This is a genomic window from Flavobacterium sp. LMO8, assembly GCF_009495755.1.
Classification (GTDB): domain Bacteria; phylum Bacteroidota; class Bacteroidia; order Flavobacteriales; family Flavobacteriaceae; genus Flavobacterium.
The window spans coordinates 188,893-213,850 of sequence record NZ_WIBJ01000030.1 but is presented as its reverse complement, the minus strand read 5'-3'; the positions used below and the strand labels follow the sequence as shown (position 1 = coordinate 213,850).

The window sequence follows — 24,958 nt, the reverse complement described above, 5'->3', positions numbered from 1 at the left end:
TACTGAAATTACATTAACTAAATTAGCAATTCTTAATTTTATTGACAAAAATAATGTTTTGTTCAAAAAAATTATTTTGTTTTTAATTTACCTCGTAGAGTTAAAAATGGTTTTTCAATATATTTATGTAATAAAAATGAAAGCAAAAACACCAAAAACAAATAGATAAATAATTTTAGCATCAATCCAATCTCTAAATTATAATATTGAATAAAAAATTTAAATAAAACTGCACAAATACTATAGTGTAACAAATAAATGGAGTATGAAATCTTGCTAACAAATATATAAACAGAACTTCCAAAAATTTGGGAATTCCAAAAAATAAAAATTGGCATTAAAAACATAATGGATATTGATGTTAACGTAAAATAAAAAACATTAAAATAAATTGGATTTTGAATTAATGTAATCCCCAATACATTGAGAACAAAAAATTGCAAAAACAACAAATGAATTGCAATTATAAACATATAAACTGCATAATTTAAAATTACATTTCTATAATAAAAACAAATCCAAGCTAAAACAAAACCATAAACAATAGCATCTAAGCGATAAATAACAATCGACTTCAAATTCTGATTCCACAGATTCATATCTTCATAAAAAACGGTAGCATTATTTACAAACCTAAAAACATGTATCACAACTATAATTAAAAGAGCTGAAAAAATAAACTTGATTTTAACAGTAGTCTTAAGCCAATTATTTAATAAAAATAAAATCAAAGGAAAAATTAAATAGGACCATTCTTCAATTGACAAACTCCATGATTCACTAAAATAAATTATTTGATATTGAAATAAATTTTGCAAGAAAAAAGGATATCTCCATGTTGTATTTAGTTGATATGATAATAAATAAGCAATAACTACATTTATTATCAAAACAAAATAATACGCTGGAAGTGTTCGATACCATCTTCTTTTTATGAAATGGATTAAATTTCGAAAATAAAACTCATTCGTATTCATTTGTTCTAATAGAATTCGTCCTATTAGAAAACCACTTAAAACGAAGAACATTTCAACACCTATAAAACCGGCTAATCCACTCAAACTTATAACTAACTGATTTGGTATATCTAAAACATAATACAAATGCGAAAACAATACTAACAAAATTGCAATTGCTCTAAAAACATCTAAACCAAAGATTTTATTTCTCAATGTATTTGTTGACATCATTTTTCTATTTTTGTAACTAAAATTTTAATATGTTTAAAAAATCAAATATATACAAATATATACTATTCACTATTTTATTGTCAACTTTTACAGGTGCAATAACTTACCAAATGTTGTCGAACAGACATAAAGCAATAATAAAAACTCACTTTTATCATAAAACTGGGATTTTAGCAAACAAATGGAACTTGAATGAGGATAAAAACACTTTTACAATGTTATCTCCAACATTTCTCATTGATGGAATTTACAAATCAATGGAAGGTCCAAAGGCTTCAAGATATATACAATTAAATCAAAAAAATGAACTTTATTGGATAACTGGATTTAAAGTTAAAGCCATTGATGAAATTTCAAACAAGGAAATTTCAAATGATTTTATTTGTCATATGAATGTAGATATAAATGATTATACTTATTATTCTAATTTTAATTTAAAAAACAGAATAGGCAAACAATATCCTAGACTAACATCACTTTCTCACGGATTAGAACAGTTTAGTTTTCCCAAAGGATATGGTATTCCAATTAAAGGAAATGATGTTCTAAACATTACAACACAAACATTGAATCATAATATTATAGAAATAAACAAGAAAATTAAACATGAGGTTAAAATTGAATTTGAAAAAACAAAAACTTTAAAACCACTTACTAGCAGAACCGCTTTTATACAATTACCTTTTAATGAATTTAACATTAATAAACAACCATTAGATCCGGGAACTAATGAATGTACTCCAGTGGAAACAAAAAATCATACTTACACAAATGCATTAGGTCAAAAACTATCAGGCCATTGGAAAATACCATTAGGAACAAAAACCTATAAAAGCAACATCAACGAACATTTAATGCTCGATAAGCCAATGCTTCTTCATTTTGCAGCACCACACGTTCATCCTTACGCTACTTCAATAGGTATTTATGATAAAACAGCAAAAAAACTACTGTTTTCTTGCAAAATCATTAATCATATTAAAAATATAGGATTAACAAAAATTAATACATTTTCATCAAAAAATGGTATTTGGCTTTATCCAAACCATAATTATGAAATGCAAATTGAGGTAAATAACACTTCCAATGAAGAACAAGACATGATGGGAAGTATGTTTTTGTTTTTTTACGATACTGAATTAGATAAAAAAATTCAATAACATCATTTGCTAATCTTTGGTGAATTATTTTTTAAAGTAATAATTATCATTTACAAAAATTCTTTTTTAACTCATTATATATTTATTATTTTTTTAAATTATATACTTGTTTTTAATGAAATTAAAAATAATAATTGGTATTGATTACAAAAGAAGTTATTTGTCGTTTATTTCAATCCAATTTTAATTGCTAAAAAAACAATACCAATTATAATTAATAAAATTATATAATTTTCATATTTAAAAAATAGTTCAATATAATAACTCATCAGGCTTAATGTAAATATTAAAATTGCTTGAAGTATTGCTATAATAATATTTTCCCCGTTAACAAAAAGCCTGACATTGTTATTATTTTTTTCCATTTTATTAATAAATTACTTTTTTATTCACAATTGTACCATTTGATAATGTAATTTGAATGATTAATCCTGCTTTATTTTTTTGAATTTTAGACAGAGGTAGTTCGTAACTATTAACTTCTGGATAATTTGCTAACTCTCTTCCTAAAATATCAAATACTCTAACCGCTTTTATTTCATTTTTTGTAGATTTTACTGATAAAACATCTGAAGAATATACCCAAACATTAGCGTTGTCTGCTTCAAAATCGTCTCCTCCTAAAGTTTCATTTGTATAGCGTAATACAAATCGATTTGAAAAATCACCTGAACTAGCTGTAAAACTGTAAGGTTGAGCAATTAAGTCATGAATAATTCCTAAATCTGTATCTTCTAAATAAATAGCTTGAGAAGTCATAAATCCAGTTAATTCACCTATAGAAATTGAATATGTTCCACTTTCTGGAATTTTTACTCCTAATGGCACTCTATCTGTTACATCAAAAGGCAAAGTACGTCCTTGAATTGTCATTTTTATATTATCTGTAAGTGAGTACAGATTTAATTCTAGCTTTTCATTTGCTATAGCATCAAATAGTCTATCTCTATTGTTAGATGCTCCATCTAAATATCCAACCAAAGCTCTTGTAGTATTATTGCTAGGCGCAATTATATCTAACCAAATTTTACCACTCTGATCAACAACTTGTGCAGTTCTGAAGAATTCATCATTAGAATAAGGTAAACCTAAACCATCTCTTCTTAATGCATTGGTAAAACTTACCGTTTCCGCATCTGATGTCGATGTATGATTCATCAACACAAAAAATCCTTGACCTGAAGCAATTTTTCCATTAAAAGAAGCTGGTCCAGAAGAAGCTCCTGTTGCATTATATGTAATATAATCGTTTACGTTATAATTATAGGTGTAATTCTGGTAGAATGGATTTGGCAAAGCTGTACTTGGAGTTGTACCATGAGTCCAAATTTTCACAAAACCATCAATGTTTGTGTTTGAATTTAAGAACGAAATAGCGTCAATTGCTGATGGATATGGATTCCCAATTAAATTCCAATTATCATCATCTTTTGTTACTAAAGTTGCGGTTGGACCTGCATATGAAATACCATCGTAATTACTTCTAAATATTGGAGTAGCTATATTTCCATTGTTTGGAACTCCAGTAATCGTGCTCGTGAAAATTTGATTAGAATCTGTAAAATTATCAGGACCTCTTACAATATATCCTTTCCCTATTTGCATAGATTCATTACCTGAAACCCAATTTCCAAAATTACTTGCATATCCAGTTGCTGTAGTTGGCTCCCATTTATAAATTCTATTTGTAGGTGTTAATGGAGAAATTGCACTTGAAGAAAAATTAGCTACTGGAGAAGACCAATAAACATAATCTAATCTCTTAATATTTGCTTCTTTATTTTTTACAATACTTCCAATATTTACAACATCATTTATTTGAACTAAGCTAGCATCATTTTGAATATTAAATAAACCTGTAGGATTTACTGTAACCAAATCAGTAACCACTATATTATTTGATGAATTTACAGTTAATGTAGCACCGTCTAATACTGTTAAACTATAAGCAAATGCATTATAATTTACACCTGAAACTACTGGATTATTTGCTGTTACTGGAATTACAACACAATTAAAAGCGTTTGGAATTAGACCATTAGACCAATTGACAGGATTATTCCAATCGTTATTAGTGGTACCAAGCCAAGTTCTTTGCGAAATGTCTCCTAAAACAATTGGCCCAGGAAAAGTAACATTGCCACAATTAGTAGTTATTGAAAAATTAGTATAAGTACCCGCAGATAAATTTGTTAATTGATAATATGAGTCATTATTTACAATATTACCAGGCCCTGAAACAAATGTCCAGTTATAATCTCCAACTACATTTGCATTTCTTGAAGTTGTAACCAAATAATATGTGACACCTGTAACAAGTGATGCTGAAATTCTTGCATCATTATCACACACACCCGCATTAGGATTACCATTATCATCAGAAATTATATGATTTGTTGCAATATCACATGGATTATTTATATTAAATGCGTTTTGATATAATGATGCAAATCCATTAAATGAAGTAGCACCATTACACATATCAAATGCATACAATCCATTAGCCGTTACGGTAAATGAATACACATCAAAGAACTGACTTGGCACTGCAGTTGCATTACAAACTGAACCAGCGTTATTTCTAGTCCATTTAGGATCTGTATTAGTTAAAACACCTGAATTAAAAGTATCACCTGGTGCTATATTTTGAGACGTTAAATTAATAGTTTGTGTTGCTGGCGTCCCATTCTGCAAATAACTTACAGTATAAGATGGTGCATTTAAATTATCCGTTGATAAGTTAATTATTCCATTAGGGAATACACAATTAGTATTGTCAATTACATTTGATTTGATTATACTTGATGGTAAAACCGTAACAATTGTTTCATCAGAACATTCACTTCCTCCGCAATTCCAAACTGCAGTATAAGCAGTTGTTGTAGTAGGTGATGCATTTAAAACTGGATTTGTTGTTAATACAGTTGCTCCTTCTTGCCATCTTACAAAAGTACATGCTGAAGACACAAAAGTGTGACAATCTCTATTTGCAGGTACAATACCTGGCCAGTCAGTTGAATTTCTTAAAGGAACTGGAAAAGCAATTGTTCCATCACTATTCTCTGAACCTGAAGTTGCTAATGAAGTTGAAATTGAACCATACCAATTGGCAGAAAACTGTGAAATTATGATGTTAAAAGAACCATTTTCATTTAATACAATTTGAAAAGAAGCAGTTCCTGTACCTGCAGAACTCCCACCGTTATATGGAACTACGTTACTATAGTTTACTACGAATTGTCTGTTTGGAGCAGTACCAATAGTTGCATAAGTTATGGTTCCTCCAAAACGAATATCTATGTCAGTATAAATACCTGCGATATAATTATTTGGAGCCGTTACAGCAGGAATACTAAAGGGACTGAATCCTGTAAAAGTAAAAGGACCAAAACCAACGATTCCATTAGTTTGAATTACAGCTGTATTATAAGTATTTCCAAAAAAATCAAAGTTAAATCCAATTGGAATTTGTCCCGTTACAGCGTCATCTGCAGGAACTGGAAAAGCATTAGTTCCCGTTATTGCAATAGGATCACATGGCGTAGCCATCATAGAATAGGAAACCTGTGATGAAGCAGCCGTTAAAATAGCTGTTTCATTACACAAAATAGCAACATCATCAGGTGCTTTAGTAGCGCAACCTACAGGAGGACTAGTTACACATATATCAAAAGTTCCTCGTGAAGAAGTGGTACCATCAAAACTATAAACTCTCACAAGATAAGTATTACCGGGAGTTAAACCATTAAGATTAAAAGATTCACTTCCAGAACCAGCCGTATTATTAATACAACCTATATTGGATAATCCATTACAGTTACCTTGAAAAACTTGAAAAACAACATTTTGAATTGTACCCGCAGTAACAGCTACATTGTGAGTACTTGATGTAGCAACAAAAGAATACCAAACATCATCATCTGCATTACCTGAACAACCTGCAAGTCCGGCATTGTTTGCATTTACTGTCGTTCCAGAAGTAAAAGTAGCACATACTTCAGATGGATTAACAGTTAATGACGAAGGTGTAGTACATGAATTGTTTGTAGGGGGCGTAACAGAAGTTAGTGAAATATTGTCAATAGAAACTGGCGCTTGAGTAGTATTTGTTGTATTGTTCTTCCAAGTAAAGATTAGACGTTTTGTACTTCCTGCACAAAATAAACCTTGAGCTTCTGTAAAATTAAAGGTTACAGTAGTTGTTGTTGTATTTGAAATCGCATTTGAAAGTAATAAATAATAACCTGTTGTCCCATATGTATAACCTGGCCATCCTGTTGTAGTGGTGTTACTACTTGTAGGACCAGCATTATTTGGAGTAATTGAAGTATCTGTAATGTAAACTTGTAAATTATCATAAAAAGCTTCACCAAACATTCTAATATCATATGTTAAAGTAATATTTGATTGTCCTGCTGGAAAAGCAATATCTTTGTAAATATGTGATCGTTGATTTATTGTTCCATTGTACTGCCAATTTGCACCACCATTATCAGAAACATAAGCACCATTTGAACCTGTCCACCAATTAGCTAATGGAGAACCTGCAGTGGAAGAACCACAATGCCAATTATTAGTTCCTGCATTTACGGCAGTCCAACCATTGGCTGCAAATGTAGTACCATTTTCAAATCCTCCATCTGTAGCAGGATTAATTAATAAAGTTTGCCCTTTAACAAAAGACGAAAACGATAAAATAATTAATAAATAAATAATTTTTCTCATAATATAAATGGGGTTTGTCATTATAGTGTGCTAAATTAAATAGTTTAATAGTAAAAGCATTGTTTACAAGTTCCTTTTTATTACCTTTGAAATTGTAATCATATCCTTTTTTTATCCTATAATTAAAAAAAAAAACATATTAACACATTGAATATATGATACTTAATTCCAAAAAGAAAAGAAAAACTCTTCTAATCGCCTTGTTTTACTCAATAATATCGTTTTCACAAATAACAAAACAAAATTTTGATAAAATCGATCAGTTAATTGAAATGAATACCAACCTTAAAGAGGCTGAAAGTTTATTACAGCAATTAGAAAAATCTAATTCAAAGGAAGAACTACTTCCAGAAATAAATTTTAGAAAAATGATTATCTACAGAGCAAATGAAGACTATAATAAAAGTATTCAGTATGGACTGCTCGCATTGAAAGAATTTGAAAAACAAAAAATCAGTACTCGATTAGGTGACTGTTATTATGAATTGGGAGAATCATACAAGAAAAATCAAGATTCTAAAAAAGCGTTAGAAAACTTCTTTAATGCAGAAAAAAACATTTCTTATTATAATAGAGCAGCGCTATATAACAGTATTGGACATGTTTATGTAAATATTAAAGATTACAAAACATCCATGAATTATTTCATTAAAGCAGACGCTATTGCTACAAAAAACAAAGACGAAAAGATTTTAATGAAAATTTATAACTCTATTGGTTTCTTAAATAACATTCAGAACAACAAAGAGGAAGCTTTAAAATATTATTATAAATCTCTAGCCATTAGTGAAAAGATAAAAGATTACTCTCAAATGACCTTTTCTTATAACAATATAGGAAGTATACAAGCATCCAGTAATCAAATAGAAAAATCGTTACAAACTCTTCTTAAAAACAAGGAAAACTTTAAAAAATTAAATCAAAATTCAATCGCAAGAGCCGATTTAAATTTTAATATCGCTAATTTATATATAGAACTAAACCAAATACAAAATGCTTATACCTATTTAGAATTGGTAGAAAACTACGTAAAATTAAATCCAAATTCAAAATTTGAATTTTATCTTCCCACAACCTTTTCGGAAATTAGCCTAAAAGAGACAAAATATGATGAAGCTATAACGTTTCTCTACCAAGCGTTATCATTTGCTAAAAAAATTAAAAACAATGAACTCATTTCTTTAACATTTATTAAACTTTCAAACATTTACAAAATCAAAGGAGATTATGTAAATGCTTTTAAAATGCAATCTCAATACATAGAAACAAACAATAAAGTTATACAAGAAGCAAAAGAAAATGACACCAAAGAGTTACAATTGAAATATGAAATTGACCAATACGAAAACAACATTAAAACTCAAAAACAAGAAATTGAACTTCTAAAATACAAATCTTCGCAGTCGAAATACCAATATGCAATTTTAATTTTATTAATTCTTGGATTAGCTTTTTTTGTTATTCGACAAAACAATATTATTAAAATCAAAAAAAGAAACGAGAAATATCTAGAAGAAATTAATCAGTTAAAAGAAGAAAATTACAATAATGAAGTCGAATTCAAAAATAAACAAGTAACAGAGTTTGCACTTCAAATTCAGGAACAAAACAATCTTCTTTTACTTCTTAAAAAGAATTTAAGTGCTATAAAAAATTTAGCTAAAGAATCAACTGTACTAGACGAAGTACAAAAAATACAAATGATGATTAACGACACCATTGTCTTAAATAATGAAAAAGTACAACTTAACTCAGAAGTTGAGGATACTCAAAAATCATTCTTATTCAAATTGAAAAGCAATTTTCCAGATTTAAATGAAAAAGAAATTCAAATAACTACTTTGTTGCGATTAAACTTTAATACAAAACAAATTGCAACTCAATTAGGAATCGCCGAACATTCTATTCATAATTACAGATATAGTATCAGAAAAAAATTAAATTTAGACAAAGAAGAAAATCTAGTTGATTTTTTGAAAAACTTATAATCTTAAAACCGAAGTATTCTAAAAATTAATTTTACTAAAACAGCTTTTTAATGATATCATCTTCCGAAATTCCTTCGGCATCAGCTTTGTAATTTTTCACGATTCTATGACGAAGTATTCCAGTTGCAACCGCTTGAACATCTTCGATATCTGGAGAAAATTTTCCATTAAAAGCGGCATTAGTTTTTGCAGCTAAAATTAAGTTTTGTGAAGCTCTTGGTCCTGCGCCCCAGTCGATATACGTTTTTACAAATTCATTTGAAAGCGGATTATCTGGACGTGTTTTACTTACTAATGAAACCGCGTATTCAATTACATTATCAGCTACGGGAATTTTACGAATTACATTTTGGAAATCGATAATTTCCTGAGCCGTGAATAAAGAATTTACAACAGGATTAAAATCGGATGTTGTTGCTTTCACTACATCAACTTCTTCTTGAAAACTTGGATAATCTAATTTTACAGCAAACATAAAACGGTCTAACTGCGCTTCTGGTAAAGGATATGTTCCTTCTTGCTCAATTGGATTTTGCGTTGCTAATACGAAATAAGGCAAATCTAATTTATAATGATGTCCGGCAACCGTTACAGCACGTTCTTGCATAGCTTCTAACAATGCTGCTTGTGTTTTTGGAGGAGTTCTATTAATTTCGTCCGCCAAGATAATATTGGAAAAAATCGGCCCTTTAATGAACTTAAACTGACGATTTTCATCTAAAATTTCACTTCCTAAAATATCAGAAGGCATTAAATCGGGAGTGAACTGAATTCTTTTAAAATTCAACCCTAAAGCCTGTGAAATAGTATTAACCATTAATGTTTTAGCCAAACCAGGCACACCAATAAGTAAAGCGTGACCACCTGAAAAAATACTCATCACAATTTGATGTACTACTTCATCCTGACCCACAATTACTTTAGCAATTTCTTGTTTTAATGCTTTTTGTCTTTGAACTAATTCCTGAATGGCTGCTACGTCTGACATATTTAATTTAAAATTTAGAATTCGGAAAATTGAACTTAATTATTAAACCTCTAAAATAATAAAAAACCCTCTGAAAATTCAAAGGGTTAGTTAATTTATTTTTTTAACCAATTGTTGGTAAATTGACAATCTTTATAATCATCAGAAATCTTAACATACGTTTCTTTAATTTTTTCTTGAGACCACTTTGCAATTTCCTTGATTTGCTTATCTCTTAACGCTAATTCTTTAATTTTTAAATAATCTTTAGCAAAATCAGCTGTATGTTCTTCTGTTCTATTATTAACAGTTATAATCTTATAAAACTTACCTCCACCACTTCTATCTTCATCTAAAATAGGTAGTGAAATTTCACCATCTTTCAAAGAAGAAACCTGAGCATATAAAGCTGGATCCATTTTAGTTAATTCAAAACGAGGCTCCATAGTTCTTGGATTTAATAGAACACCACCATTATTTTTTGTTTCTTTTTCGTTAGACGATGACTTAGCAGCATCAGCAAAGGTAATCTCTTTGTTTAAAATTTTAGTACGTATTTCCTCAATTTTTGCTCTAGCATCTTTCATTGCCTGAGTAGATACTTTTGGAGCAATTAAGATATGACGTAATTCTACTTCTTGACCTTTAATTTTTTCAACCATAATAATATGATATCCAAACTCTGTTTCAAAAGGTTCTGAAATCTCACCTTCTGTTAAACTAAAAGCTACATCTTTAAATTCTTTAACAAAAGCTGTTTTACGATTCATTTTATAGTAACCTCCATTTGAACTTGAACCTGGATCTTCTGAAAACAAAACTGCTTTACTGAAAAAACTAGAACCATTTAAAACATCTTGACGAATTTCATTCAATTTATCAATAACTCGTTTCTTTTCATCATCAGTAATTACAGGTTTTATAATGATTTGAGCTATTTCCATCTCAGCACCAAATGTTGGTAATTCATCAATAGGAATCGCTTTAAAAAAATTTCTAACTTCTTCAGGCGTAATTGTTACATCGTCAACAATTTTCTTCTGCATTTGAGAAGTTAATTTATTCATTTTAATAATTTCAAATAAGTATGATTTAAACTCCTCTACATTTTTCTTTTTATAAAATTGAACAACTTTATCTAATGACCCTACTTGCTGCACCATAGCATCTAGTTGTTCATTCATGTAACTAGTTACCTCAGAATCTGTTACAACAATACTATCTTGAATAGCATGATGAGCATATAATTTATCTTCTAATTGTTTTCCAAATAATTCACAACGTGTGATATTTTTTGTATCAACTCCTTGTGCTTTTAATTGTATTAATTCTAAATCAATATCTGAATCCAAAACCACATAATCTCCGACTACTCCAATTACACCGTCTACTTTTTCTCTTTTGGGTTGAGCGAAAACGGTTGTGGTTACTAAAATTAAAAGGGCAAAAAGGAACTTCTTATTTATAAATTTCATATTTTTTGTCTTTGATGGCATCATTCGTAATCTCTTTTTCTATTGTATTTATTAATTCTAATTTTCTGTTATTTATGATAATCTGCTTTATTGTAGGCTTTAAAAATTCTAAGGGAGTTGGGCTATCTTTTGGTAATACTTTATTTATTTTAACCAGCCAAACTGTTGTAGAATCAGGATATTGAAAATTCATTCCGCTTGCGATATATTTTTGCTTATTCTCTAAATTAATAAACGGAATTTTCTCAAAAACCTGATTGACATCTACCCATATAGAATCATTAAACGCATAACTTTTAAATTGAACGGCAAGCTGTTCTAACTCTTTTCTATCATTTTTGGTAAAGGAACTAAACTTTGATTTAATTTTTGCGAATTTTGGATTTTCTTTAACTAAATTAATATAACGAAGCTTTACTAACTCAGAAGAATTCTTAAAATACTGCTTGTTTTTAGTATAATAATCCTCAATTTGCGCATTAGTTACAATTGTATCTATTTGTCTGATTACCAAGCTTTCGATATGTGCTTTTGTATACAAATCTACTTTATACTGCTCAATTAGCGATTTAAATTCGGCAACTTTATCTGTACTAATATTACGCTCAGCAGCTTCAAACAACAATTTTTGTGTTGCCCATCTATCAATAAACGATTTTACAATGGCAACACTATCTTTCTTAGAAGTGCCTTTTGGAACTAAATCTACAATATCATCTTGGAACAAATAATTTTCACCTACACGCGCAATGGCTTTTGGTTTCTTTGGCGCTATAAAATAATCGCACGAAACAACCATTGTGGTAAGTAAAAATATTGAAACCCAAAATTTCATATTATTTTGCTAATTGCTGCTTTACTTTGGCGAAGACATCATTGTTTACACTAATTTGAAACTCTTTTTTTAATTCGTCTACCCAATTGTTCTCTAAATATTGTTGGTAATCGCTTATCACTTTTCCTTTACAATCTGAAAATTCTTTAGCTTCTGCTTCTTTTGTATTTTTTACATTTACTACAAAGTAATATTTATCCTTTACAACAACTGATGTTACTCCAGTTCCAACATTTGGATATTGAGCTAAAATATCATAATCCTCCTCATAAAGTCCCGATTTTACCATGACATTTACTTTTCCGTTTTTATTTAATTTTTCTTTAATGTACTCTATTGATTTTCCTTTTTTAAGGAATTTCTGAGCTTTTTCAATGGTTGCTTTATCTGTTGATGATAAAATATCTACATTATGCCTTTTTTTCCATTGGTAGTTTTGAATATTCGCTTTATGAAAATTCATTAAACCAGTTGTATCTGATTTTGCTCTATTCCAAATTTCTTTCTCCATTAAATCGAACAACATTAATCCATCACGATACTCATCCATCACATATCTAAATTCAGGAAACTCATTTTCTAAATTTTCATTGTAATAATTAATTACTTGTTCGTCAGTGAATTTTTCAAATAATTCGTCCACCAATTTAGTAACGGGTTTTGTTTTAATATTTGCTTTTTGTTGTGTGTAAATAAAATTAATAAAGGCAGGTGTATTAATTTTTTTTGCTTTATCAATCGTTAACAAATTCACATTGCTATCCTTTAAACTAGCTGGTTGTTCCCAAGTTTGATTGTAAAAATCATCGGTAACTAAATTTTTTACTTTTGTCAAAGCCTTTTGATCTTTAGCAATTACATATTTTGCTCTTAATTTTTTAGACAAAGAATTAGTAATTAACAAAGAACGTTCGTCTTTTCTGATTTTTTCTTCTAATTCAGTTTTCATTTCTTCAAAAGTACGAACAGGATGTTTGTCAATTAATTTTACAATATGCCATCCAAATTGCGATTGAAAAGGAGCTGAAATATCATTTTTATTAACCAAACTAAAAGCTACATTTTCAAATTCTTCTGAACTTAATTGCCCAGAACCAAAACGTTGTAAAACACCACCTTTTCCTGCAGATGATTTATCTTCCGAAAATTGTTGTGCCAAAGTTTCAAAATTTTCACCTTGTTTAATTTTTTTGTAAATATCTTCAATTGTTGCTTTTGCTTTTTCATGCTGAGCAACATCTGAAACATTTGGTTTTACAATCATAATGTGAGCCACAGTAACTTCTCCTCTATTCATTCTTTTGTCAACCACTTTAATAATATGATAACCAAAACGAGTTCGGAATGGTTTTGAAACTTGACCTACATTAGTTTTATATGCTGCGTTTTCAAAAGGATATACCATTCTGAAAGCTGAAAAATAACCTAAATCGCCATTATTTTCTTTAACAGAAGGATCTTCAGACGTTTGTTGAGCAACGGTAATAAAATCCTCACCAGCATCTAATCGTTTTTTGATAGCTAAAACTTTATTATACGCTTTTAAAGTATCTTGAGGTAAAGCGCCTTCATCTACTAAAACTAAAATATGTGAAGCTCTTACTTCTTGCTTCATTCTATCGTAAGCTTCATGCACCAATTCGTTAGTTACTTTAGAATCGTTTACATAATTTTTTGCTAATTGATTTCTATACGATTTTAATTCGTTCTGATAATTTGTACCATGTTGCAAACCAATTTTATTTGCTTTTTCTACTTTCAGTTTGTATCCTAAAAACAAATCCAAATACTTGTCTAAATCTTTTTGAGAATCATCTTTAACTAAATCTAAATTTTTATTGTACACACGCACAAATTCATCTGTATAATAAGGATGATTGTCAATCGTAAATAAAACTTCTTTTGTTTGGGCAAACAAAAACGATTGAACAAGTAAAAAACCAAAAATAAGTAGGCGATTAATTTTCATTTTAATTTATACATTTTAAGTTGTAATCGACAAAAATAACAATTCGATACTATTTCACAACATTTATAAGTGACTATTAACAGAAAATTCTGCAAAAAAAGTTACTTTTGCACAAAATTTTGAATAATGAGTTTTATAGAAGAAATAGCAAGAAGACGAACTTTTGGAATTATCTCGCATCCCGATGCTGGTAAAACGACTTTAACCGAGAAATTATTGTTGTTTGGAGGCGCTATTCAGGAAGCTGGAGCTGTAAAAAGTAATAAAATTAAAAAAGGAGCTACTTCCGATTTCATGGAGATTGAAAGACAAAGAGGGATTTCGGTAGCGACTTCTGTTTTGGCTTTTAACTATCAAAATAAAAAAATCAACATCTTAGATACGCCAGGTCACAAAGACTTTGCAGAAGACACTTTCAGAACTTTAACTGCAGTTGATAGTGTTATCGTAGTAATCGACGTTGCAAAAGGGGTTGAGGAACAAACTGAAAAATTAGTGGAAGTTTGTAGAATGCGAAACATTCCGATGATTGTTTTCATTAACAAATTAGACCGTGAAGGTAAAGATGCCTTTGATTTAATGGACGAAGTGGAGCAAAAATTAAAACTTCGCGTTACGCCATTGAGTTTTCCAATTGGAATGGGATACGATTTCCAAGGAATTTACAATATTTGGGAAAAGAACATCAACCTTTTCGAAGGTGATAGTCGAAAAAACATTGAAGAAACGATTGCTTTTTCTGATATTGAAAGCGAGGAATTAGAAGGAATTATTGGAGAAAAACCAGCAAATCGCTTACGTGAAGAATTAGAATTAATTGAAGAAGTTTATCCTGCATTTAGCAGAGAAGAATATTTGGCTGGCGATTTACAACCTGTTTTCTTTGGTTCGGCTTTGAATAATTTTGGAGTTCGTGAATTATTAGACTGTTTTGTTGAAATTGCACCAACACCAAGAGCAAAAGAATCAGATACACGTTTAGTAAATCCAGAAGAACAAAAATTAAGCGGATTTGTATTTAAAATTCATGCCAACATGGATCCAAAACATAGAGACCGTTTGGCGTTTATCAAAATTGTATCGGGAACGTTTGAAAAAAACAAACCATATTTGCATGTTCGTTTAGGAAAGAATTTAAAATTCTCTAGTCCGAATGCGTTTTTTGCTGAGAAAAAAGAGATTGTTGATATTTCGTATCCTGGTGATATTGTTGGTTTACATGATACCGGAAACTTTAAAATTGGAGATACGTTAACCGAAGGCGAAATCATGAATTTCAAAGGAATTCCAAGTTTCTCACCAGAGCATTTTAGATATATCAATAACGCTGATCCATTAAAATCGAAACAATTAGAGAAAGGAGTTGACCAGTTAATGGATGAAGGTGTGGCGCAGTTATTTACCTTAGAAATGAACGGCAGAAAAGTAATTGGAACCGTAGGAGCACTTCAATACGAAGTTATTCAATACCGTTTAGAGCATGAATATGGAGCAAAATGTACGTATGAAACTTTCCCTGCGTTTAAAGCGTGTTGGGTAAAACCACAAGATCCTAAAAATGTAGAATTTGCTGAATTTAAACGTGTAAAACAAAAATTCTTAGGACATGATAAATACGGCCAATTAGTATTCTTAGCCGATAGCGATTTCTCAATCCAAATGACCCAACAAAAATATCCAACAGTAGAATTATTCTTTACTTCGGATTATCAGAAGAGATAAAAAAGAAAAGCCATTTCGTTTGAAATGGCTTTTTTGTTTGTTTATTAAATTATATTGATATAATTGAGTATCATTTAATTTTAAAACTCTTCATTATTAATTCCATTTCATTAAAATATTTTTCAAAATCTTTTCTATTTGCTGTATAAGTTAAAACATAAGCTTTATCATTTTTAACAATATTATACTGTAAAAACATCAAATTTAATCCATTAAAAGTTCCCTCATAAATTATAGAATGACATTCGTTGCCATTTACAATTATTCTCTTGCTTCGAATTAATTCTCCGCTTGCCAAAATTTGACCTTCCGTTATTGCAACAAATTTATTTAAATCAATATTTAATCCTTCCAAATTTTGAATAATCAAATTGATATTTTCTACAAAATTATCTTGAGAATTTTCTTTTTCGGTAAACAAATAAAATTCAACTCCATTTCTACCACTCTCGTCTAATCTTAATGTTGAATCATAAAAAATAGAATATCCATTTCTATTAATTTCATTCTTAACTTTATTAAAATTTGACTGCGAATTAGAAATTTGAAATATTAATAATATTAAAAAAAGTAATCTGAACTTCATTTATACTTTTTTTATCTATTTCTCTTCTGCTCTCTCGCTAACAATGTATTTTTCAACAACATTGCAATCGTCATAGGTCCTACTCCACCCGGAACTGGCGTAATGTAGGATGCTTTTTTAGATACGTTTTCAAAATCTACGTCACCTACAATTCTATATCCTTTTTCAGTAGTTTCATCTTCTACTCTAGTGATTCCTACGTCGATTATTACTACATCATCTTTAACCATTTCTGCTTTTAGGAAATTTGGGACACCTAATGCAGAGATAATAATATCAGCTTGTGAAGTAATTTGGTTGATGTTTTTAGAATGACTGTGTGTAACCGTTACTGTTGAATTTCCAGGAAATCCTTTTCTTCCCATTAAAATTCCCATTGGACGACCTACGATATGACTTCTTCCGATAACTACGGTGTGCTTTCCATCGGTTGGAACATTATATCTTTCTAATAATTCTAAGATTCCGAAAGGTGTTGCTGGAATAAAAGTAGACATATCTAATGCCATTTTTCCAAAGTTTTCAGGATGGAAACCATCTACATCTTTACTTGGATCTATCGCTTCAATGATTTTTTGGGTGTCGATTTGTTTTGGTAAAGGCAACTGAACAATGAATCCATCAATAGCATCATTTTCGTTCAATTCTTTGATTTTTTTCAAAAGCTCCGTTTCTGAAGTCGTGCTTGGCATTTTAATTAAAGTGGATTCAAAACCAACTCGCTCACACGATTTTACTTTGCTTCCAACATACGTTAAACTTGCACCATCGTTTCCTACAATAATTGCCGCTAAATGAGGAACTTTCTCTCCATTGGCTTTCATTTGAGCTACCTCGGCAGCAATTTCATTTTTAATATCTTCCGATACTTTTTTTCCGTCTAATAATTGCATTTGCTTTCTTGTTTCAGGTTTATAGCTTTGGGTTTATAGTTGTGTGTATCCCAAAACGAATAGTTAGTATATTCAAAAAAATAAGGTTTAAAACTTTCATTATTTAAAATTTTAAACCTTACCTATAATTTACATTTTTGGCATTCCGCCTTTCATTCCAGACATAGCTTTCATTAAATTTTTTCCGCCACCACCTTGCATCATTTTCATCATTTTGCTCATTTGGTCGAATTGTTTCATCAATTGATTCACTTGCTCAATTTTTGTTCCCGAACCTTTTGCAATTCTGGTTTTACGTTTTACATCAATTAAAGATGGTTTACTTCTTTCAATTGGTGTCATTGATTGAATGATAGCTTCAATATGTTTGAATGCATCATCTTCAATTTCAACGTCTTTTAATGCTTTTCCAGCTCCAGGAATCATTCCGACAAGGTCTTTCATGTTCCCCATTTTCTTGATTTGCTGAATTTGTGCTAAGAAATCGTCAAAACCAAATTCGTTTTTAGCAATTTTCTTCTGTAATTTTCTTGCTTCTTCTTCGTCGTATTGCTCTTGTGCTCTTTCTACTAAGGAAACCACGTCTCCCATTCCCAAGATTCTATCCGCCATACGATTTGGATAAAACACATCGATAGCTTCCATTTTTTCACCTGTACCGATGAATTTAATTGGTTTATTTACTACCGATTTAATCGAAATGGCAGCTCCACCACGCGTATCACCATCTAACTTTGTTAAGATAACTCCGTCAAAATTTAATCTGTCGTTGAATGCTTTTGCAGTATTTACAGCATCTTGCCCTGTCATAGCATCTACTACAAATAGTGTTTCGTGTGGCTCAATTGCTTTATGAACATTTGCAATTTCGTTCATCATTTGCTCATCCACAGCCAAACGACCAGCAGTATCGACAATTACTACATTAAAACCATTTGCTTTTGCATGTTTGATGGCATTTTGAGCAATTTCAACTGGATTTTTATTTTCTGGTTCTGAATATACTTCAACACCAATTTGTCCACCCACTACGTGCAACTGATTAATTGCCGCAGGACGATAGATATCACAAGCTACTAATAAAGTTTTTTTGTTCTTTTTAGTTTTTAAAAAGTTTGCTAATTTACCCGAAAAAGTAGTTTTACCAGAACCTTGTAAACCCGACATCAAAATCACAGTTGGGTTTCCTGATAAATTAATTCCAGCTGCATCACCACCCATTAATTCGGTCAACTCGTCTTTAACGATTTTAACCATTAATTGTCCTGGCTGTAAAGTAGTTAATACATTTTCACCTATTGCTTTATCTTTTACTCTCGTGGTAAAATCTTTAGCAATTTTAAAGTTAACGTCGGCATCTAATAATGCTCTACGTACTTCTTTTAAAGTATCGGCAACATTTACATCAGTAATTTTACCGTGACCTTTTAATAGGTGTAACGCTTTATCTAACTTATCGCTTAAATTATCAAACATAATGGATGTGATTTTAATAAGTTGCAAAGATAACATAAAGTTATAAAGTCGCAAAGTAGTATTAGAGAGTTTGTATAAAAAATTTACTTTTTAAAATGAATAAGAGATTAATTCTCAATTGTAACAAAACAGCAATTTAATAGACTTATTTTAACCCGTTGGGTAAAATTATTAAAAAGCAATAAAAATTTAAATTATGATTTTAACAACAACCAATTCTATTGATGGCTTTACAATTGCAGAGTACAGAGGTATTGTGTCGGGAACATCTGTAAATATGCAAAAGATGAAAATGACTTTTAATATGCAAAAATATTATGCTGGAATAAGTGAAAGTGTTTCAGATGTTAAAGATCAAGCTTTTGAACAACTTAAAGCAAATGCTATGAAATTAAATGCAAATGCAGTAGTGGGAATACATGTTGATATTGAACTAACCAATAGTAATTATGTTGTAGTTACAACAACAGGAACAGCTGTTAGTATTATTAAAAGATAGTTAATATAAATTATAAAAAAACCAGCTAAAAAAGCTGGTTTTAAAGTAACTATAATTTACTAATTTTTTTCAAACGTTAGATAATCAGTTCCTCCATTACCTCCACTAACATCAATTAATTCAATTTTAGTAGCAGTGTAACTAACTATTTCCCAATCATCAGTTAAATCATCTGTAAATGTAATTGGCGCTGGCGCAGTAAATGCAATATTAAAATCTAAATCGTTATCTGGGTTATCGTCTGCAGAATTACTTGTTATTACAGACCAAGTTCCATTATAACTAGTAGTATTAGCCGCTGTTAATACACCATTTGAATTGAACGTAAAATTGTAATTTGAATAATTTGTTGTTTCATCAACACCATTATCTTCATATAACGTAATTCTCCATGTACCAGAAGTTACTGTATTTATTACAGGAGTAGGATCTGCAGATGAATTAGAATTGTCATCATTAGAACACATTGAAGCTACGTTTAATAAAAACACCAATGCTAATAAAGGAATCAATTTAAGCTTTCTCATAAGATTTTTTTATAATTAACGATAAATTATAAAAAAATAATATAACTAATCTTGAATCTTAAATACTTTTCTTAAAATATCTTCCATCAAACACCATTTAGTAAAAGAAGATTGTAATAAATTAGCTCCTACAAAAATGGTAAACCAAAGCCAATTTTGATTAACATACATGGCTAATAAAACACTTATTATGATAAATGTTCCTGCAATTGCTCTAATAATTCTATTGATCATATCTATTTAATTTTAATTGTATTTTTCAACTCCAAGTACCGCTAAGTGTACATGAGAAACTGAATCTTGTTTGTTATTAAATTCTTTAACTTCATCAAACAAAATATCTAAATTTTGTTGTAAAACAAATGCATAAAAAACAACTGATTCTGTTTCATTCATTTCTGAACCAAACCAATTGGTTTCAATCGCTTCTTCTGTACTGTCGCGATATCCTTTTACATCTCTGTACGAATACGATTTAACCTTTGCTTCTTTTAGCATATTTTTGACGTCTTTCTCAAATTCTGCTATGACGGTAATTAACACTAATTTCATGTTTATATTTTTTAGATTCTGAAACAAGTTCAGAATGACATTAATTTAATTATTTTTCTCCCATTTTTTACGTTCCGTGATGTAGTAGATTAATGGAACTACAATCAATGTTAGTAATGTTGAAACAATTGCACCCGCCACCAACGAAATCGCTAGTCCTTGGAAAATTGGATCAAACAAGATGATTGATGCACCAATTACAACAGCTCCAGTGGTTAATAAAATTGGAGTTGTTCTTACTGCTCCTGCTTCAATAATGGCTTGTTTCATTGGAATTCCATCGTTTAAACGGATTTCGATAAAGTCAATTAGTAAGACAGAATTCCGAACCATAACTCCTGCCAAAGCAATCATTCCAATAAACGAAGTTGCTGTAAAGAAAGCACCTAAAACCCAGTGACCTAATACAATTCCAACCAATGAAAGTGGAATCGCAACCATCATTACTAAAGGTGTTTTGAAGTTTTGAAACCAACCTACAATCAACATGTAAATCACAATAATTACAACTAAAAATGCTGCTCCTAAATCACGGAATACTTCTAAAGTAATTTGCCATTCACCATCCCATTTTACGGTGAAATCACTTTCATCTGACGGAGTATCCATGTATAATTCGTTTACTTTATAGCCTTTTGGTAATTGCATTTTTTCTAACTTTTCATTCATTCCTAAAATTGCATACACCGGACTTTCTAAGGCTCCTGCCATATCAGCTAAAACATAAACCACACGTTTTTGATCTTTACGATAAATCGTATTTTGTAAGGTATCCGTTGTAACTTTTACTAAATCACTCACTGGAACAACATTTCCTCTACTGCCTTTTATTTTCAAATTTTGAATGTCTTGAATCGAAGTTTTGTCTTTGTCTTCCAATGATAATGTGATGCCAACTGGATTATTCGAACGCTCATCGTATAAATTAGAAACTGGCATTTCTCTTAACAAATACGTTAAGTTACCCACGACTTGTTGCGGAGCGATTCCATTTAACATGGCTTTTTCTCTATCTACCTCTAATTTATATTCTACTTGAGGTGCTTCTACCATCCAATCCGTATCCACTACATCAGAAGTAGTTTCCAAAATAGTTTTTACTTGATTCGCTACTTTGATTTGGTCTTCGTAATTTGGTCCATACACCTCAGCGACTAAAGTTGATAAAACTGGTGGTCCAGGTGGAACTTCTACAATTTTCACATTCGCTCCATATTTTTTTGCAATTTTTTGCACTTCTGGACGAACCACTTTTGCAATATCATGACTTTGTAAATCTCTATCTTCTTTGTGTAGTAAATTCACTTGAATATCTGCCATATTGCTTCCACCACGCATATCGTAATGACGCACCAAACCGTTAAATGTTATTGGAGCCGATGCCCCAACATAATTCTGATAATCTACTACTTCTGGAACCGTTGAAAGATATTGTGCAATTTCTTTTGTAACCGCAGCTGTTCTTTCTAACGTAGTTCCTTCTGGCATATCGATAACTACTTGGAATTCATTTTTGTTGTCAAAAGGTAACATTTTAACCGCAACTGATTTGGTAAAAAACATCAAAACCGAACCCATTAATAAAACGCCTGTAATCAAGAACATTAGATTACGTTTTTTAGAATTGTCTAAAAGCGGTTCTTCAATTTTTTTGTAAATTCTATAAATCCATGAGGTTTCTAAACCTTGTTCTTCTTTGTGTTCTTGCTCGTCTTTTTCGTGTAATAAATGGTATCCCAAATAAGGTGTAACGGTCAAAGCTACAAACAACGATAATATCATCGCAATCGAAGCACCAATCGGCATCGGGCTCATGTAAGGCCCCATCATTCCTGATACGAAAGCCATTGGTAAGATAGCTGCAATTACAGTAAAAGTCGCTAAAATCGTTGGGTTTCCTACTTCGTTAATCGCATAAATAGCCGCTTGTTTGAATGGCAGTCGCTTCATTTTGAAATGACGGTGCATGTTTTCAGCAATAATAATACTGTCGTCTACTACAATTCCTACCACAAAAACTAAGGCAAAAAGCGTGATTCGATTCAAGGTATATCCCAATAAATAATAACTAAATAAAGTCAAAGCAAAAGTCAATGGAACGGAGAAAAACACAACTAATCCGCCTCTCCAACCCATCGCTAACATTACTAAAACGGTTACTGCAATAATAGCAACACCTAAATGTAACAACAACTCACCTACTTTGTGCGATGCTGTTTCTCCATAGTTTCTAGAAACTTCAACGTGTACATCAGTTGGAATTACATTTTTCTTTAAAGCTTCTACTCGTTCCAGAATTTTCTCTGAAATTTTCATCGCATCCGCACCTTTAACTTTTGCAATCGAAATGGTTACAGCTGGATATTCTGAATTGTGTTTTGCAAAATTTTCATTCGCTTTTCCGTATCCAAAAGAAACATAATTCTTTGGTGTTTGTGGTCCGTCTTGAATAGATGCGACTTGTTTTAGATAAACTGGCATATTGTTATTTACACCTACAACCAAATTTTCAACATCTTCAGAAGTAGCTAAAAATTTACCAGCAGTGACTAAATATTCTGTATCATTTTGAACAAAACTTCCTGATTGCGAACTTCCGTTATTGGCTTGAATCATTTGCATAATGCTTAAAGCATCTACTCCATTTTCGCCCATTTTATCTTTGTCTAAAACTACTTTTAGCTCGCGCGTTCTTCCACCAATTTCTTTCGTAATAGCAACGTCTTTTACTTTTTCAACTTCCGAAGTAACTTCTTCCGCTATTTGACGCAATTGAAAATCATCATATTTTTCGCTCCAAAGTGTTAATCCTAACATCGGAACATCGTCAATAGAACGCGTTTTCACCATCGGTTGATAAACACCTTGCGGAAACATATTTTGGTGTTTCATCAATTCATCGTATAATTTCACATACGAATCTTCGCTGTTTTCACCCACATAAAATTGCACGACCATCATTGCCTGACCGTTCATTGCAATACTGTGAATATGCTCAACTCCTTTGATGTTTGAAATTACTTTCTCAAGCGGTTTAATTACTCTACTTTCTACTTCGCTTGGACTTGCTCCTGGATAACCCACCATTACGTCGGCCATAGGAACATTAATTTGTGGTTCTTCTTCTCTTGGAATTAAGAATGAACTGTATGTACCAATAATCATCAACGCTACCATCAATAAAATGGTTAGTTTTGAGTTGATGAAAAAATTGGCTATTTTACCTGATATACCTTCTTGCATGATTCTAATTTGTTAATGAGACAATGTGTCGATGTGCCAATTAATTGACATATTAGCTAATTGATTAATTGGCTAATTGAACTTTAGCTCCGTTAAATAATTTTCCTTCAGCTGAAACGATATATTGTTCGTCTGCTGATAATCCTGATAAAACTTCTACTTGATTCCCGAATGTTTTTCCGATTCGTAACCATCTTAAAATTGCGACATTGCCACTTCCTACAGTGTAAATTCCTGTCAATTGACCTTGTTTTACTAAAGCGGTTTCTGGAACCATAACTACTGATGATTTTACAGCTGTTGCTACTTTTTTAGCCGTTGGAAATTGCACGTTTACGAACATTCCTGATAAAATTTCTTTATCCATTTTGTCCAAAGTTACTTTCACCAAATATTGTCCACCCGTATTTTTTGCAGATAAACTCACTTCCGAAACTTTTCCAGCAACTTCTTTATTTATTGATTTTACATTGATTTTGACTGGCATTCCGTTTTTTACATTTGAAATATCGCTTTCTGAAACCATTGCCGTTACTTGTAATCTTGAAGCACCTTCGATACTTACTAAAGGCATTCCTGGATTTGCCATATCACCTTCTTTTACGAATGTATTGGTTACGGTTCCTGAAAATGGAGCTGTAATATTCGAATAAGAGAATTGTGCCATCACTTCGTTACGCATTTGTTTGGCTGCTTCTAAACCGGCTTTTGCCATTTCGTAGCGAGCCGTCATATCGTCTAATTCTTTTTGCGAAGCCGATTGTTGTGCAAACAAATTCACAAAACGATCATAATCTTTTTTAGCATTGTTATAAGCTGCTGTTGCTTGTGTGATGGATGCGTCCACTTGTGCTTTTTTCGCTTGTAAATCGGTATTATTGATGCTTACTAAAAGTTGTCCAGCCAATACATTTTGTCCAACTTTCACATTCACTTTGGTTACATAACCCATCATTCTGGTGCTTAAATTGGCACTATTTTCTGATTCGATTTTTCCACTTGCTGTTATGTATGGACTATTAGAATTTCCTGAATTTCCAGCCACTTTTACTGGAACTGCAGGTAAATCAGCTACATTTTCTTTTTTATCAGTTCCACAAGATGTTAAGATTAGTGAAGACAAAGTGATTATAGTTATTATCTTTTTCATA

The 24,958-nt window shown here is 30.9% G+C and carries 18 protein-coding genes; 4 read left to right on the top strand and 14 right to left on the bottom strand.

All coding sequences use genetic code 11. The features are described from left to right. Window positions 1-71: 71 nt before the first annotated feature. Window positions 72-1,187, bottom strand: a complete 1,116-nt coding sequence (locus GFJ94_RS07240) for an acyltransferase (RefSeq protein WP_162523818.1) — start codon at window positions 1,185-1,187, stop codon at window positions 72-74. Window positions 1,188-1,219: 32 nt separating this feature from the next. Between GFJ94_RS07240 and GFJ94_RS07235 the strand changes: the two genes are divergently transcribed. Further along, complete coding sequence (locus tag GFJ94_RS07235; RefSeq protein ID WP_153200882.1) at window positions 1,220-2,350, top strand: hypothetical protein; 1,131 nt, start codon at window positions 1,220-1,222, stop codon at window positions 2,348-2,350. A gap of 369 nt (window positions 2,351-2,719) precedes the next feature. Here the strand turns inward: GFJ94_RS07235 and GFJ94_RS07230 are convergent, their stop codons facing one another. Then, window positions 2,720-7,075, bottom strand: coding sequence for a hypothetical protein (locus tag GFJ94_RS07230; protein WP_153200881.1), 4,356 nt, complete (start codon window positions 7,073-7,075; stop codon window positions 2,720-2,722). 272 nt (window positions 7,076-7,347) lie between these two features. Here GFJ94_RS07230 and GFJ94_RS07225 point away from each other — a divergent pair, with 272 nt between their 5' ends. Beyond that, window positions 7,348-9,063 carry a LuxR C-terminal-related transcriptional regulator gene (locus tag GFJ94_RS07225; protein ID WP_162523817.1) on the top strand — a complete coding sequence of 572 codons (1,716 nt, stop codon included), beginning with the start codon at window positions 7,348-7,350 and terminating at the stop codon, window positions 9,061-9,063. A gap of 34 nt (window positions 9,064-9,097) precedes the next feature. Here GFJ94_RS07225 and GFJ94_RS07220 read toward each other — a convergent pair whose 3' ends face one another. From GFJ94_RS07220 to GFJ94_RS07205, 4 genes are all read right to left on the bottom strand, one after another. Beyond that, window positions 9,098-10,051, bottom strand: coding sequence for a MoxR family ATPase (locus GFJ94_RS07220; protein ID WP_153200879.1), 954 nt, complete (start codon window positions 10,049-10,051; stop codon window positions 9,098-9,100). Between the two features lie 95 nt (window positions 10,052-10,146). Beyond that, on the bottom strand, window positions 10,147-11,505 hold the full coding sequence (locus tag GFJ94_RS07215; protein WP_153200878.1) for a peptidylprolyl isomerase: 1,359 nt from the start codon (window positions 11,503-11,505) through the stop codon (window positions 10,147-10,149). Next, on the bottom strand, window positions 11,489-12,340 hold the full coding sequence (locus GFJ94_RS07210) for a hypothetical protein (protein WP_153200877.1): 852 nt from the start codon (window positions 12,338-12,340) through the stop codon (window positions 11,489-11,491). The genes GFJ94_RS07215 and GFJ94_RS07210 overlap by 17 nt, the downstream gene beginning before the upstream one ends. Window position 12,341: 1 nt before the next feature. Continuing rightward, complete coding sequence (locus tag GFJ94_RS07205; protein ID WP_153200876.1) at window positions 12,342-14,309, bottom strand: peptidylprolyl isomerase; 1,968 nt, start codon at window positions 14,307-14,309, stop codon at window positions 12,342-12,344. 126 nt (window positions 14,310-14,435) lie between these two features. On the opposite strand from GFJ94_RS07205, the gene GFJ94_RS07200 reads away from it, so the two are divergent. Continuing rightward, a complete protein-coding gene (locus GFJ94_RS07200) occupies window positions 14,436-16,031 on the top strand; it encodes a peptide chain release factor 3 (protein WP_153200875.1) in 1,596 nt (531 codons plus the stop codon). A 70-nt stretch (window positions 16,032-16,101) separates the two neighbouring features. Here GFJ94_RS07200 and GFJ94_RS07195 read toward each other — a convergent pair whose 3' ends face one another. The 3 genes from GFJ94_RS07195 to ffh form a co-directional block, all read right to left on the bottom strand. Further along, window positions 16,102-16,617 carry a hypothetical protein gene (locus GFJ94_RS07195; protein WP_153200874.1) on the bottom strand — a complete coding sequence of 172 codons (516 nt, stop codon included), beginning with the start codon at window positions 16,615-16,617 and terminating at the stop codon, window positions 16,102-16,104. Between the two features lie 11 nt (window positions 16,618-16,628). Next, entirely contained in the window at window positions 16,629-17,510 is an 882-nt protein-coding gene (locus tag GFJ94_RS07190) for a bifunctional 5,10-methylenetetrahydrofolate dehydrogenase/5,10-methenyltetrahydrofolate cyclohydrolase (protein WP_153200873.1), read from the bottom strand. Between the two features lie 129 nt (window positions 17,511-17,639). Then, on the bottom strand, window positions 17,640-18,986 hold the full coding sequence (ffh, locus tag GFJ94_RS07185) for a signal recognition particle protein (protein WP_153200872.1): 1,347 nt from the start codon (window positions 18,984-18,986) through the stop codon (window positions 17,640-17,642). 196 nt (window positions 18,987-19,182) lie between these two features. Between ffh and GFJ94_RS07180 the strand changes: the two genes are divergently transcribed. Then, window positions 19,183-19,485, top strand: coding sequence for a heavy metal-binding domain-containing protein (locus GFJ94_RS07180; RefSeq protein ID WP_153200871.1), 303 nt, complete (start codon window positions 19,183-19,185; stop codon window positions 19,483-19,485). A gap of 59 nt (window positions 19,486-19,544) precedes the next feature. On the opposite strand, the gene GFJ94_RS07175 is transcribed toward GFJ94_RS07180, so the two are convergent. The 5 genes from GFJ94_RS07175 to GFJ94_RS07155 all read right to left on the bottom strand — a co-directional run bounded on the left by GFJ94_RS07175 (window position 19,545) and on the right by GFJ94_RS07155 (window position 24,957). Next, window positions 19,545-20,012: a hypothetical protein gene (locus GFJ94_RS07175; protein ID WP_153200870.1), complete on the bottom strand. Its 468-nt coding sequence runs from the start codon at window positions 20,010-20,012 to the stop codon at window positions 19,545-19,547. Window positions 20,013-20,057: 45 nt separating this feature from the next. Then, complete coding sequence (locus tag GFJ94_RS07170; RefSeq protein ID WP_008254174.1) at window positions 20,058-20,246, bottom strand: DUF2892 domain-containing protein; 189 nt, start codon at window positions 20,244-20,246, stop codon at window positions 20,058-20,060. Between the two features lie 12 nt (window positions 20,247-20,258). After that, window positions 20,259-20,564, bottom strand: a complete 306-nt coding sequence (locus GFJ94_RS07165; RefSeq protein ID WP_153200869.1) for a hypothetical protein — start codon at window positions 20,562-20,564, stop codon at window positions 20,259-20,261. Window positions 20,565-20,609: 45 nt separating this feature from the next. Then, window positions 20,610-23,807 carry an efflux RND transporter permease subunit gene (locus tag GFJ94_RS07160; RefSeq protein ID WP_153200868.1) on the bottom strand — a complete coding sequence of 1,066 codons (3,198 nt, stop codon included), beginning with the start codon at window positions 23,805-23,807 and terminating at the stop codon, window positions 20,610-20,612. A gap of 64 nt (window positions 23,808-23,871) precedes the next feature. Then, window positions 23,872-24,957: an efflux RND transporter periplasmic adaptor subunit gene (locus GFJ94_RS07155; protein WP_153200867.1), complete on the bottom strand. Its 1,086-nt coding sequence runs from the start codon at window positions 24,955-24,957 to the stop codon at window positions 23,872-23,874. Between the last annotated feature and the right edge of the window lies 1 nt (window position 24,958).

Bases quoted from the DNA above. Each gene is read 5' to 3' on its own strand.
- GFJ94_RS07240 (WP_162523818.1), bottom strand. From the start codon at position 1,187: ATGTCAACAAATACATTGAGAAATAAAATCTTTGGTTTAGATGTTTTT.
- GFJ94_RS07235 (WP_153200882.1), top strand. From the start codon at position 1,220: ATGTTTAAAAAATCAAATATATACAAATATATACTATTCACTATTTTA.
- GFJ94_RS07230 (WP_153200881.1), bottom strand. From the start codon at position 7,075: ATGAGAAAAATTATTTATTTATTAATTATTTTATCGTTTTCGTCTTTT.
- GFJ94_RS07225 (WP_162523817.1), top strand. From the start codon at position 7,348: ATGAATACCAACCTTAAAGAGGCTGAAAGTTTATTACAGCAATTAGAA.
- GFJ94_RS07220 (WP_153200879.1), bottom strand. From the start codon at position 10,051: ATGTCAGACGTAGCAGCCATTCAGGAATTAGTTCAAAGACAAAAAGCA.
- GFJ94_RS07215 (WP_153200878.1), bottom strand. From the start codon at position 11,505: ATGAAATTTATAAATAAGAAGTTCCTTTTTGCCCTTTTAATTTTAGTA.
- GFJ94_RS07210 (WP_153200877.1), bottom strand. From the start codon at position 12,340: ATGAAATTTTGGGTTTCAATATTTTTACTTACCACAATGGTTGTTTCG.
- GFJ94_RS07205 (WP_153200876.1), bottom strand. From the start codon at position 14,309: ATGAAAATTAATCGCCTACTTATTTTTGGTTTTTTACTTGTTCAATCG.
- GFJ94_RS07200 (WP_153200875.1), top strand. From the start codon at position 14,436: ATGAGTTTTATAGAAGAAATAGCAAGAAGACGAACTTTTGGAATTATC.
- GFJ94_RS07195 (WP_153200874.1), bottom strand. From the start codon at position 16,617: ATGAAGTTCAGATTACTTTTTTTAATATTATTAATATTTCAAATTTCT.
- GFJ94_RS07190 (WP_153200873.1), bottom strand. From the start codon at position 17,510: ATGCAATTATTAGACGGAAAAAAAGTATCGGAAGATATTAAAAATGAA.
- ffh (WP_153200872.1), bottom strand. From the start codon at position 18,986: ATGTTTGATAATTTAAGCGATAAGTTAGATAAAGCGTTACACCTATTA.
- GFJ94_RS07180 (WP_153200871.1), top strand. From the start codon at position 19,183: ATGATTTTAACAACAACCAATTCTATTGATGGCTTTACAATTGCAGAG.
- GFJ94_RS07175 (WP_153200870.1), bottom strand. From the start codon at position 20,012: ATGAGAAAGCTTAAATTGATTCCTTTATTAGCATTGGTGTTTTTATTA.
- GFJ94_RS07170 (WP_008254174.1), bottom strand. From the start codon at position 20,246: ATGATCAATAGAATTATTAGAGCAATTGCAGGAACATTTATCATAATA.
- GFJ94_RS07165 (WP_153200869.1), bottom strand. From the start codon at position 20,564: ATGAAATTAGTGTTAATTACCGTCATAGCAGAATTTGAGAAAGACGTC.
- GFJ94_RS07160 (WP_153200868.1), bottom strand. From the start codon at position 23,807: ATGCAAGAAGGTATATCAGGTAAAATAGCCAATTTTTTCATCAACTCA.
- GFJ94_RS07155 (WP_153200867.1), bottom strand. From the start codon at position 24,957: ATGAAAAAGATAATAACTATAATCACTTTGTCTTCACTAATCTTAACA.